The organism is Pseudomonas fluorescens group sp. PF-69 (genome assembly GCF_054481235.1).
This window is the reverse complement of record NZ_JBTMNC010000001.1, coordinates 1,364,919-1,377,120: the sequence shown is the minus strand read 5'-3', so window position 1 is coordinate 1,377,120 and position 12,202 is coordinate 1,364,919. Positions and strand designations below refer to the sequence as shown.

General features: G+C 61.5%; 11 protein-coding genes. 3 read left to right on the top strand and 8 right to left on the bottom strand.

Annotated elements, in window-relative coordinates; all coding sequences use genetic code 11:
• Positions 1-8: 8 nt before the first annotated feature.
• The 6 genes from tauC to ACX3YF_RS06195 all read right to left on the bottom strand — a co-directional run bounded on the left by tauC (position 9) and on the right by ACX3YF_RS06195 (position 7,372).
• Positions 9-842, bottom strand: a complete 834-nt coding sequence (gene tauC, locus ACX3YF_RS06220; protein ID WP_454837649.1) for a taurine ABC transporter permease TauC — start codon at positions 840-842, stop codon at positions 9-11.
• Positions 839-1,633, bottom strand: coding sequence for a taurine ABC transporter ATP-binding subunit (gene tauB, locus ACX3YF_RS06215; protein ID WP_130208419.1), 795 nt, complete (start codon positions 1,631-1,633; stop codon positions 839-841). Before tauB ends, tauC begins: the two co-directional genes overlap by 4 nt.
• A gap of 16 nt (positions 1,634-1,649) precedes the next feature.
• Positions 1,650-2,627: a taurine ABC transporter substrate-binding protein gene (tauA, locus tag ACX3YF_RS06210; RefSeq protein ID WP_103406045.1), complete on the bottom strand. Its 978-nt coding sequence runs from the start codon at positions 2,625-2,627 to the stop codon at positions 1,650-1,652.
• A 243-nt stretch (positions 2,628-2,870) separates the two neighbouring features.
• A complete protein-coding gene (gene gshA / locus ACX3YF_RS06205) occupies positions 2,871-4,454 on the bottom strand; it encodes a glutamate--cysteine ligase (protein WP_458973545.1) in 1,584 nt (527 codons plus the stop codon).
• A gap of 210 nt (positions 4,455-4,664) precedes the next feature.
• On the bottom strand, positions 4,665-5,048 hold the full coding sequence (locus ACX3YF_RS06200; protein WP_130208423.1) for a PaaI family thioesterase: 384 nt from the start codon (positions 5,046-5,048) through the stop codon (positions 4,665-4,667).
• Positions 5,048-7,372: a Tex family protein gene (locus ACX3YF_RS06195; RefSeq protein ID WP_196585043.1), complete on the bottom strand. Its 2,325-nt coding sequence runs from the start codon at positions 7,370-7,372 to the stop codon at positions 5,048-5,050. The genes ACX3YF_RS06200 and ACX3YF_RS06195 overlap by 1 nt, the downstream gene beginning before the upstream one ends.
• Before the next feature lie 361 nt (positions 7,373-7,733).
• On the opposite strand from ACX3YF_RS06195, the gene ompR reads away from it, so the two are divergent.
• A complete protein-coding gene (gene ompR / locus ACX3YF_RS06190) occupies positions 7,734-8,474 on the top strand; it encodes an osmolarity response regulator transcription factor OmpR (protein WP_047536233.1) in 741 nt (246 codons plus the stop codon).
• A gap of 115 nt (positions 8,475-8,589) precedes the next feature.
• On the top strand, positions 8,590-9,903 hold the full coding sequence (locus ACX3YF_RS06185) for an ATP-binding protein (protein ID WP_103406042.1): 1,314 nt from the start codon (positions 8,590-8,592) through the stop codon (positions 9,901-9,903).
• 128 nt (positions 9,904-10,031) lie between these two features.
• Here the strand turns inward: ACX3YF_RS06185 and rimK are convergent, their stop codons facing one another.
• Both rimK and rimB read right to left on the bottom strand, forming a co-directional pair.
• Positions 10,032-10,937, bottom strand: coding sequence for a 30S ribosomal protein S6--L-glutamate ligase (gene rimK / locus ACX3YF_RS06180; RefSeq protein ID WP_130208427.1), 906 nt, complete (start codon positions 10,935-10,937; stop codon positions 10,032-10,034).
• A complete protein-coding gene (gene rimB / locus ACX3YF_RS06175; RefSeq protein WP_047536237.1) occupies positions 10,934-11,413 on the bottom strand; it encodes a retropepsin-like aspartic endopeptidase RimB in 480 nt (159 codons plus the stop codon). Before rimB ends, rimK begins: the two co-directional genes overlap by 4 nt.
• A gap of 215 nt (positions 11,414-11,628) precedes the next feature.
• Between rimB and ACX3YF_RS06170 the strand changes: the two genes are divergently transcribed.
• The gene (locus tag ACX3YF_RS06170) at positions 11,629-12,033 is read left to right on the top strand and encodes an RNA-binding S4 domain-containing protein (protein WP_047536239.1); all 405 of its coding nucleotides are present in this window, start codon (positions 11,629-11,631) and stop codon (positions 12,031-12,033) included.
• Positions 12,034-12,202 lie beyond the last annotated feature (169 nt).

The window sequence follows — 12,202 nt, the reverse complement described above, 5'->3', positions numbered from 1 at the left end:
GGCAGTTTTTAGTGAGCCTGGCCGTGCCATGGCACCAGTTTGCGTTGCAGGGCGCGCAGGCCCATCTCCATGGCAAAGGCAATCAGCGCGATCACCAGAATCCCCAGGACCACCACATCGGTGACCAGGAACTGCGCGGCCGACTGCACCATGAAGCCCAGGCCGCTGGTGGCGGCGATCAGTTCGGCGGCGACCAGTGTCGACCAGCCCACACCCAGGCCAATGCGCACGCCGGTCAAAATGTCCGGCAACGCGCTCGGCAGAATTACATGGCGAATCAACTGCGCACGGGTCGCGCCCAACGACTGCGCGGCGCGCAATTTCGCCGGGTCGACGGTTCGCACGCCGGTGGCGGTGGCAATGGCGATCGGGGCGAAAATGGCCAGGTAGATCAACAGCACTTTCGACAGCTCGCCGATGCCGCACCAGATCACGATCAGCGGCAGATAGGCCAGCGGTGGAATCGGGCGGTAGAACTCGATCAGCGGATCGAGAACGCCGCGAGCGATGCGGTTGTGGCCGATGGCGATACCGACCGGTACGGCGGTCAGCACCGCGAAGCCCAGGCCCAGGCCGATGCGGCTGAGGCTCGCGCCCAGGTGCTGCCACAAGGTCGAATCCATGTAGCCGCTGGTGGCCAGCAACCAGCCTTTTTGCAGGACGGCGGACGGTGGCGGCAGGAACAAGGGTTCAATCAAGCCGGTCGCCGTCACGGCCCACCAGATGACCACGAGGGCGATCAGCGTCAGCACGCTGATCCAGCGGGTGCTCAAACTGCGACGAAGCGGAATCACCGAAGTGCCGGGTTTTACCGCAACGGCCGGAATTTCATAGCTGCTCATGCGCGCTCCTGCCGCTGGGCGGCGCTGCGTTGGGAGAAGACTCTGGCGAGCACGTGTTCGCGGGTTTCGATAAAGCGCGGGTCGGATTTGATCGCCCGTGCCGACTCGCCGGCCGCGTAACGCTGACCGAAGTCCAGGCTCAGGCGCTCGACGATTTGCCCCGGATTGGGCGCCAGCAGAATCAGGTCGGTGGCGAGGAACACCGCTTCCTCGATGTCGTGGGTAATCAGGAACACCGGTTTGGCCGTGCGCCGCCAGACTTGCAGCAGCAGTTCCTGCATCTGCTCGCGGGTGAACGCGTCGAGGGCGCCAAAGGGTTCGTCCATCAATAGAACACGTGGGTCGGCAGCAAGGGCGCGGGCCAGGCCGACGCGCTGCTTCTGCCCACCGGACAGCTGCCAGATGCGGCGGTTTTCAAAGCCGGAAAGGTCCACCAGCGCCAGCATTTCCCGGGCGCGGATTTCGCGTTTGTCCCGAGGGATGCCGGCCAGTTCCAGACCGAAGCCGACGTTGGCCAGCACGTCCTGCCAAGGCAGCAGGGCGTCATCCTGGAACACCACGCCGCGTTCGGCGCTCGGGCCTTTGACCGGCACGCCGTCGAGGGTGATGCGCCCGGCGCTGGGTTCGACGAATCCGGCAATCAGGTTCAACAGCGAAGTCTTGCCACTGCCGGACGGGCCGAGGGCGACCAGCAATTGCCGGGGCCCCAGGGTCAGGGAAATATCCGCCAGCACCGGTTCCGGGCTGCCAGGGTACTGTGCGCTGATGCGCTCCAGCTGTAGCAAGGCCATGGCGATGAACTCCCGATCAGTGGGTGATGAACTTGGCGCTGACGTACGGCGCGTAGTCCGGCAGCACAGCCTCGACCTTGCCTTGTTCCTTGAGGAATGCGGCGGTGTCGGTGATGGCCTTGGTGGTCGGTGCGCCCAGGGTGATGACCTGATCAGCCGCCAGCGGATAAACGTTGCCTTGCAGCAGCAGCGGAATATCGCTGGCCTTGGCGCCGGACAGTTTTACAAGCTTGTCGACGTTGCCTTGATTGGCCAGCCAGGCTTTCGGGTCTTTGCGGTAGTCGGCGTAGGCGTCCAGGGTGACTTTGGCGAACGCGGTGACGATTTCCGGGTGCTTCTCGGCGAAATCCTTACGCACGATCCAGGCATCGAAGGTCGGCGCGCCGAACTTGGCCAGTTCGCCGGAGGTGATCAGCACCTTGCCGTTTTCCTTGGCGACGCCCAGGGCCGGGTCCCATACGTAGGTGGCGTCGATGTCACCGCGTTTCCATGCAGCGATGATGGCGGGCGGAGCGAGGTTGAGAACGGTGACTTTCGACGGATCGATGTTCCAGTGCTTCAGCGCGGCCAGCAGGCTGTAGTGGCCGGTGGAAACGAATGGCACGGCGATTTTCTTGCCGATCAGGTCTTGTGGGGTCTTGATCCCGGAACCATCACGGGCCACCAGCGCTTCGGCGGCGCCGATCTGGGTGGCGATGAGGAAGGTTTCCACCGGGACTTTGCGGGTAATGGCCGCCGTCAGGGGGCTGGAACCGAGGTAGCCGATCTGCACGTCGCCGGAGGCGATGGCGGCAATGATGTCGGCACCGTTATCGAATTTGCGCCAGCTGATGTCGGCCTTGGTGGCTTTTTCATAAGCGCCGTCGGCCTGGGCGACTTTCGCCGGGTCAACGGTGGTCTGGTAGGCGACAGTCACGTCAGCCGCCTGGGCAAAGAAGCTCGCTGCCGCCAAAGAAGCGGCCGCCAGCAGGCGAAGAGGGAAATGCAGTTTCATCGAGAAGCTCCTTGTCAGGCGACCGAGAGTCGGCGTGAAAGGAGACTAAATGATATAAGAATTCGAAAATAAATAACTTTTTCGAATGAGCTTATTAGCGGAAAAATCTAAGCGTAGTCGCTGCGCGGTCAATCGCGAGCAGGCTCCCACAGTGCTCACCGGTGTTTGCACAGTTGTGGCAACACTGAAAGACCACCGTGGGAGCGAGCTTGCTCGCGATAAGGTCCCAAGGACCTTCTGATGTCAGTTGCTGATCGCCAGGATGCTCGCCTGATACGAGCCGACAAACACGTCGAAATCGCCGACTTCGTTCTGTTCCAGCTCCGCCTGTTGAGCCAGCGACGAACTTGCCAGCTCTTCAAACCGGGCCTGTTCTTCAGCCGGCAATGGTTCGCTGCGGAAAAACTCCGCGTGGGCGCGGCTCTGGCGCAGGGAGAACTGAGCAAAGCTTTCCTTGTGCTCGGCCATGGCCGCCAGGACCTGGGCCGATGGCGTCAGGGACGGGTCCTGAACCTTGGCCAGCTGTGCATCCAGCGCCTTGCTGTGAGCATCGCCGCCGTGGCTCTGATCCAGCATCGCCGCCAGTGGCGCGATGTTTTCCAGCAATTGTGCAGCCCACTCCTTCAGGTCCACAGGGTGACCATCGCGTTGCAGTTGCAGGCCCGGACGGCGACCTTCCTTGACCACGCTGAGGAAGTTCGAGGTCGCATTGCCGCAACTGGTGTTGGTCAGCAGCGGGCTGTCGTTCAGGGCGCAGTACAGCAGGAAAGCGTCGAGGAAGCGCGATTCGGTGAGATCGATGCCCGTCGGCAGGAACGGGTTGATGTCCAGGCAGCGAACTTCAACGTACTGGATGCCGCGGGCCATCAGCGCCTGGATCGGCCGCTCGCCGGTGTAGGTCACACGTTTGGGGCGGATGTTGGAGTAGTACTCGTTTTCGATCTGCAGGATGTTGGTGTTGAGTTGAACCCACTCACCGTCCTTGTGGGTGCCGACTTCGACGTACGGCGCATAGGGCGTGGCCACTGCTGTGCGCAGGCTGTCGATGTAGCTGCTCAGGTCGTTGTAGCACGGCGTCAGGCCGGCCTGGGCGTTGCTCTGGTAACCCAGGTCACTCATGCGCAGGCTGGTGGCGTACGGCAGGTACAGGGTGTCCGGATCCAGCTGTTCCAACTGATGCGAACGACCGCGCAGGAAACCGGCGTCCAGTGCTGGCGATGCGCCGAACAGGTACATCAGCAGCCAGCTGTAGCGGCGGAAGTTGCGGATCAGGGCGATGTAGGCCGACGACTGATAGTCGCGGTCGGTGCCGACGAAACCTTCGGCCTGCTTGAGCAGAGGCCACAGTTTTTCCGGCAGGGAAAAGTTGTAGTGAATCCCGGCGATGCACTGCATGGTCTTGCCGTAACGCAGGGCCAGGCCCTTGCGGTAGACGTACTTGAGCTGACCGATGTTGGACGTGCCGTAATAGGCGATCGGGATATCTTCCTCGGCCGGCAGCGGGCACGGCATCGATGGACTCCACAGGTACTCGTTGCCGAGCTTGCTGTAGGCAAAGCGGTGAATCTTGTCCAGGCTCGCCAGCGTGTCCGCCGGGTCGGGCAGGGCCGGGGTGATGAATTCCAGCAGCGATTCGGAATAATCGGTGGTGATCTGTTCGTTGGTCAGCGCGGAACCCAATGCTTGCGGGTGCGGCGTTTGCGCCAGGCGACCTTCATCGGTCACGCGCAGGCATTCACGTTCGATGCCGTGAAGACACTGTTCGAGCAGAGAGAGGTTAGCGCGCTCGCCGAGCAGGGCCAGGCGGCGGTTGAGAAGTTCGCTCAAGTTGGATTCCTTCACGCGTCAGTCGCCCCAATATGGGGGTGGGCAAGACGGTCTACAAGGGTGAAGTGGAAACTGGCGTTTTCGCCTGGTTTTGGAGCCGCTCAGGCCATATGCCGGTCAGTCAATAACCGCACAATTCCTGTGGGAGCGAGCAAGCTCGCTCCCACAGGTTTCATTGCGCCGAAATTAACTCAAATCGATGATCCGTAGCTACAGGACTGCGAACGTGCCTTGTGCTTTTGCGACGAGTTTGTCGCCTTGCATCACATCGGCCTCGACCACCAGCGTGCGCCGGCCCGGGTGGATCACCCGCGCCGTGCACATCACCTCACCGTCAGCGACGGCGCGGATGTAGTTGATCTTGCATTCGATGGTCGCGCTCTGCTGGTCAAAGCCGTGGGTGCTGGAACAGGCCAGCCCCATGGCAATGTCCACCAGACTGAACAAGGCCCCACCGTGCAGCTTGCCCCCGCGATTGCGCAGCTGTGGTTCCAGCGCCAGGGCGACTTGCGCCACCCCGGTTTCCAGACTGTGCAAGCGGCAGCCCAGCAGCTTGAAAAACGCGCTTTCGATCAGCCCTGCCGGGATGTCCATCAGCGTTTCTTCAACTGCTTGGCGTTGGCGAACAGCGAAGCCATGGCGTTGTTGGCCGGAGCCGCCGCCGTGGTTTCCTTGCGTGGCGCGGTGTTCTGGGATTGGCGCGGGGCCGATCCGGGGCGTGCACCACGGGCACCGTCGATTTTCTCGCCCGGGGTGTCGCTCATGCGCATCGACAGGCCCACGCGTTTACGCGGGATGTCGACTTCCATGACCTTCACTTTCACCACATCACCGGCCTTCACCGCTTCCCGTGGGTCTTTGATGAACTTCTCCGATAGTGCAGAGATGTGCACCAAACCGTCCTGATGCACGCCGATGTCGACGAACGCGCCGAAGTTGGTCACGTTGGTCACCACGCCTTCGAGGATCATGCCCAGTTGCAAGTCCTTGAGGTCCTCGACGCCTTCCTGGAACTCGGCGGTCTTGAACTCCGGACGTGGATCGCGACCCGGTTTTTCCAGCTCCTGGAGAATGTCGGTCACGGTCGGCAGGCCGAAGGTTTCGTCGGTGTATTTCTTTGGATCGAGGCGCTTGAGGAACGCGGCATCGCCAATCAGCGAGCGAATGTCGCGGTCGGTTTCAGCCGCGATACGCTGCACCAGCGGATAGGCTTCCGGGTGCACGGCGGACGAATCCAGCGGGTTCTCGCCGTTCATGACGCGCAGGAAACCGGCGGCCTGTTCGAAGGTTTTTTCGCCCAGGCGCGCGACTTTCTTCAGCGCGGCCCGGGTTTTGAACGCGCCGTGCTCGTCGCGGTGGCTGACGATGTTCTGCGCCAGGGTCGCGTTGAGGCCGGAGATGCGCGCCAGCAGCGCCACGGAAGCGGTGTTCACGTCCACGCCCACGGCGTTCACGCAGTCCTCGACCACCGCATCCAGGCCGCGCGCCAGTTTCAGCTGCGACACGTCGTGCTGGTACTGACCGACACCGATGGATTTCGGATCGATCTTCACCAGCTCGGCCAGCGGGTCTTGCAGGCGGCGGGCAATCGACACGGCGCCACGGATCGACACGTCCAGGTCCGGGAATTCCTTGGACGCCAGTTCCGACGCCGAGTAAACCGATGCACCGGCTTCGGAGACCATGACTTTGGTCATCTTCATGGCCGGGTACTTTTTGATCAGTTCAGCGGCCAGCTTGTCGGTTTCACGGCTGGCGGTGCCGTTGCCGATGGCGATCAGATCGACCGAATGCTTGGCGCACAGGGCGGCGAGCACGGCGATGGTCTGGTCCCATTTGTTGTGCGGCACGTGCGGATAAACCGTGGCGTGATCCAGCAGCTTGCCGGTGGAATCGACCACGGCGACCTTGCAACCGGTGCGCAGGCCCGGGTCGAGGCCCAGGGTGGCACGCGGGCCGGCCGGAGCCGACAGCAGCAGGTCGTGCAGGTTGTGGGCGAACACGTTGATCGCTTCGGTTTCCGCGCCATCGCGCAGCTCGCCCAGCAGGTCGGTTTCCAGGTGGGTGTAGAGCTTGACCTTCCAGGTCCAGCGCACCACTTCGCCCAGCCATTTGTCGGCGGCGCGGTTCTGGTTCTGGATGCCGACGTGCTGGCCGATCATGCCTTCGCACGGGTGCATGGTGCCAGGCAGCTCGTCGCCGACTTTCAGCGCGGAGCTGAGGATGCCTTCGTTGCGGCCACGGAAAATCGCGAGCGCGCGGTGCGACGGCATGCTTTTCAGTGGTTCGTCGTGTTCGAAGTAATCGCGGAACTTGGCGCCTTCCTCTTCCTTGCCGGCGATCACGCGGGCACTGAGGGTGGCTTCCTGCTTGAGGTAATTGCGCAGTTTGTCCAGCAGGCCGGCGTCCTCGGCGAAGCGCTCCATGAGGATGTACTTGGCGCCTTCGAGGGCGGCCTTAACATCGACCACGCCTTTTTCGGCATCGACGAAGCGTGCGGCTTCGGCATCCGGCGTCAGTGTCGGGTCGTTGAACAGGCCGTCGGCCAGGTCGCCGAGGCCGGCTTCGAGGGCGATCTGGCCCTTGGTGCGGCGCTTCTGCTTGTACGGCAGGTACAAGTCTTCGAGGCGGGTCTTGGTGTCGGCGAGCTTGATGTCACGCTCGAGTTGCGGGGTCAGCTTGCCTTGCTCCTGGATGCTGGCCAGGATGCTGATGCGCCGTTCGTCGAGTTCTCGCAGGTAGCGCAGACGCTCTTCCAGATGACGCAACTGGGTGTCATCGAGGCTGCCGGTCACTTCTTTCCGGTAACGGGCGATGAAGGGAACCGTAGAGCCTTCATCGAGTAGCGCGACGGCCGCTTCGACCTGTTGTGGGCGTACGCCGAGTTCCTCGGCGATGCGGCTGTTGATGCTGTCCATAAAACCACCTGACAAATCGTGAAAGCAGGCTCGCAGGCGCAGAAATAGGGGCTTGGCGAGTCTGGTTGAGCGGCCTGGCCTGCGCCGCTACCTGAGTCAACAGGCACTCCGTTGACCCGTGAAATCGAACAAATACTGCCAACGCTACGAAAATAAATAGCGTCTGTCTGTAGTACCTGTCCGATGTTGCCTGACACAAATGGCCGCGCATTATAACCAGCGTTCTGCCGTTAGGGGGCATCGCGGGGTGCAGGTGTAACGGCCGGTTTTCTGGCGGTAGAGGAAAAATCTGCTAACAATGCACACGGTGCGTATAACGGCAGCTACGCCATAATGCGCGCCGAGATCAAAGGAGCATCCAATGAGCAGCACTGCAAACATTGCTGAAGGCGAGAAAATTCTTATTGTTGACGACGATCCGGGCCTCAGCAGCCTGCTGGAGCGTTTCTTCGTCAGCAAGGGCTACCGCGCCCGTGCTGTCCCGAACACCGAGCAAATGGATCGCCTGCTGGCACGCGAAGTGTTCAACCTGGTCGTCCTCGACCTGATGCTGCCCGGCGAAGACGGCCTGACCGCCTGCCGCCGCCTGCGCGGCGCGAACAATCAGATTCCGATCATCATGCTGACCGCCAAGGGCGATGAGCTGAGCCGTATCAAGGGCCTGGAACTGGGCGCCGACGATTACCTGGCCAAGCCATTCAACCCGGACGAGCTGATGGCGCGCGTCAAGGCTGTGTTGCGTCGTCAATCGGCCCCGGTACCAGGCGCACCGGGCAGCGAAGATGAAAGCGTGACCTTCGGTGACTACGAACTGTCCCTGGCCACCCGCGAGCTCAAGCGTGGTGAAGAAGTGCACATGCTCACCACCGGTGAGTTTGCGGTACTCAAGGCCCTGGTGATGAATGCCCGTCAGCCGCTGACCCGTGACAAGCTGATGAACCTGGCCCGTGGTCGCGAATGGGATGCCCTGGAGCGTTCCATCGACGTGCAGATCTCCCGTCTGCGCCGGATGATCGAGCCGGATCCATCCAAGCCGCGTTATATCCAGACGGTCTGGGGTGTAGGCTACGTGTTCGTTCCGGATGGCACCGCCACCAAGTGATCGGTGATTTGTAGGAGCGGGTCGTACGGGCGATGGATCATATGATCCCGCCCGCAGACTCGCGATCCGCAATATGCGAGCATGGCTCGCTCCTGCAAGTATGTAGCGGTTATCCATGAAAACCCCGGTTTGGTTCCCCCAGAGCTTCTTCTCCCGCACCCTTTGGCTGGTGCTCATCGTCGTCCTGTTTTCCAAGGCGCTGACCCTGGTTTATCTGTTGATGAACGAAGACGTGCTGGTGGACCGTCAGTACAGCCACGGTGTCGCCCTGACACTGCGCGCCTATTGGGCCGCCGATGAAAACAACCGCGACAAGATCGCCGATGCCGTGCCCCTGATACGGGTGGTAGGTGCCGGCGTGCCGGAAGGTGAGCAACACTGGCCCTACAGCGAGATCTACCAGCGGCAGATGCAGGCCGAACTGGGGGCGGACACCGAGGTGCGATTGCGCATGCATTCACCGCCGGCGTTGTGGGTCCGGGCGCCAAGCCTGGGCGAAGGCTGGTTGAAAGTACCGCTGTACCCGCATCCGCTGCGCGGCCAGAAAATCTGGAACGTCCTGGGCTGGTTTCTCGCCATTGGCTTGCTGTCCACTGCAGCGGCGTGGATTTTTGTCAGCCAGCTCAATCAGCCTCTGAAGCGCCTCGTCTATGCCGCACGCCAACTCGGCCAGGGTCGTAGCGTGCGTCTGCCGATCAGCGATACGCCCAGTGAAATGACCGAGGTGTATCGCGCCTTCAACCAGATGGCCGAAGATGTCGAGCAGGCCGGTCGCGAGCGCGAACTGATGCTGGCCGGGGTGTCCCACGACCTGCGTACGCCACTGACCCGTTTGCGCTTGTCCCTGGAGTTGATGGGCGACCGCAGCGACCTGACCGACGACATGGTTCGCGACATCGAAGACATGGACGCGATTCTCGATCAGTTCCTGGCGTTCATTCGCGATGGTCGCGATGAGTCGGTGGAAGAGGTGGACCTGAGCGACCTGGTCCGCGAAGTCGCCGCGCCGTACAACCAGACCGAGGAAAAAGTGCGCTTGCGTCTGGAGCCGATCCAGCCATTCCCGCTGCGTCGGGTGTCGATGAAGCGACTGTTGAATAACCTGATTGGCAACGCGCTGCATCACGCCGGCAGCGGCGTGGAAGTGGCGGCATACGTATCCGGGGACACCGCCGCGCCTTATGTGGTGCTGAGCGTGATGGATCGTGGTGCTGGAATCGATCCTGCGGAACTGGAAGCGATCTTCAACCCGTTCACCCGTGGCGATCGTGCACGGGGCGGGAAGGGCACCGGTTTGGGGTTGGCGATCGTGAAGCGGATTGCTTCGATGCATGGCGGCAATGTTGAATTGCGCAACCGTTCCGGCGGAGGGCTGGAAGCGCGGGTGCGCTTGCCGCTGGGGTTGATGCTGCCGCGGGATGCGGTTTAAGCGCTGATTTCTTCGGTGGGGCTGATGGCCCCATCGCGAGCAAGCTCGCTCCCTCATTGGAATGCAATCCCCTGTGGGGGTGAGCTTGCTCGCGATGGCGGCCTGCCAGCCGCCACAAGCCTCCAGGATCAGCCTTTTCCTTTGGTCCGCGTCATGTTCGGCCCGCCGTTCTTCTCCAGATGCTCGATGATGATCCCCGCCACGTTCTTGCCGGTGGTGATCTCGATCCCTTCCAGACCCGGCGACGAGTTCACCTCCATCACCAGCGGCCCGTGATTGGAGCGCAGGATATCCACACCCGCCACCGCCAGTCCCATGACCTTGGCCGCCCGCAACGCCGTCATGCGCTCCTCCGGCGTGATCTTGATCAGGCTGGCACTGCCGCCGCGATGCAGGTTGGAGCGAAACTCACCCGGCTTGGCCTGGCGCTTCATGGCGGCAATCACCTTGTCGCCCACCACGAAGCAGCGAATGTCGGCACCGCCGGCCTCCTTGATGTATTCCTGAACCATGATGTTTTGCTTGAGGCCCATGAACGCCTCGATCACCGACTCCGCCGCCGTGGCGGTTTCGCACAGCACCACGCCGATGCCCTGGGTACCTTCCAGTACCTTGATCACCAGCGGCGCGCCGTTGACCATCGCGATCAGGTCGGGAATATCGTCCGGCGAGTGGGCAAACCCGGTCACCGGCAAACCGATGCCCCGGCGGGACAGCAATTGCAGCGAACGCAGTTTGTCCCGCGAGCGGGCGATGGCCACCGATTCGTTAAGCGGAAAAACCCCCATCATTTCGAACTGGCGCAGCACTGCGCAACCATAAAACGTCACCGACGCACCAATGCGCGGGATCACTGCATCGAAACCTTCCAGCGGTTTGCCGCGGTAGTGGATCTGCGGTTTGTGGCTGGCGATGTTCATGTAGGCGCGCAGGGTATCGACTACCACCATTTCATGGCCGCGTTCGGTACCGGCTTCGACCAGGCGACGGGTGGAATACAGACGCGGGTTCCGCGACAGCACAGCGATCTTCATGCAACACCTGTGGAGGAGGTAGATACCGGGAACACCGGCTTGTCTTGTACATATTTAATGCCCGGATTGACCACCAACTGGCCGTCGATCAGGGCTTTGGAACCGAGTAACAGGCGATAACGCATGGATTTGCGACAAGCGAGTGTGAACTGGACTCGCCAGACCCGATCACCGAGCGCCAGGGTGGTGCTGATCACGTATCGCACCTGCGCGTGACCGTTAGAGCTCTTAATGGTTTTCATCGTCACCAGCGGCGCTTCGCAACGACGGTGACGCAATTGCACCACCGTGCCCAGGTGCGCCGTGAAACGCACCCACTGCTCACCGTCGCGCTCGAAGGTCTCGATGTCGGTGGCATGCAGGCTGGAGGTGCTGGCGCCGGTGTCGATTTTTGCCCGAAGGCCAGCCACTCCCAAATCCGGGAGCGCCACCCACTCGCGCAGACCGACGACGGTCAAATGGTCAAATGTCTTCAAAGGTGCTCAACCGGTAGTAACCGCTGGGCCGCACGCGGCCCGATTCGCGGTATTCACGCAGAATAATGATTAAAAGGCGACAGATATCTACGGCCCGGATTTCCAGCCCTTCAGGGAGGTTCTGGAATGCCTGCATTGTAATCCGAGACGAGGTAATTCTTGGTACGACAGAAACGGTAGTACAGTTCACCAATATTTCAGTATGAGGAAATCCCATGGCACAAAAAAACGAAGAGGACGACAAAGTCCGCCTCGATAAATGGTTATGGGCCGCGCGTTTTTACAAGACGCGTGCCTTGGCCAAGGCAGCGATTGAAAGCGGCAAGGTGCATTGCCGGGGTGAGCGTTGCAAACCGGGCAAGGAACCGCGCATTGGCGATGAGTTTGTGATTCGTACCGGTTTCGAGGAGCGCACCGTGGTGGTCCAGGCGCTGTCGATCGTGCGCCGTGGCGCGCCGGAAGCACAGACGCTGTACGCCGAAACCGAGGCCAGCATCGCCAAGCGCGAAAACGCGGCGGCGCAGCGCAAGGCAGGGGCTTTGGGGGTGAGTACTGATGGCAAGCCGAGCAAGAAACAACGGCGTGATCTGTTCAAGTTTCGTGGCAGCAGCAACGATTGATCGACCGAAGCCACCGATCACATCAATCAGGCCAAGACTTGTATTTGCGCCTGCGTGTAGCCATATGAGGTAATTGGCCTACCGTACATGAGCCATTGGTCGTAAAGCGCACAGCGCCCTCTAATCCAAAACCAGGCTGCAATACGCTATAGCCAAGGCGTAACCTCGA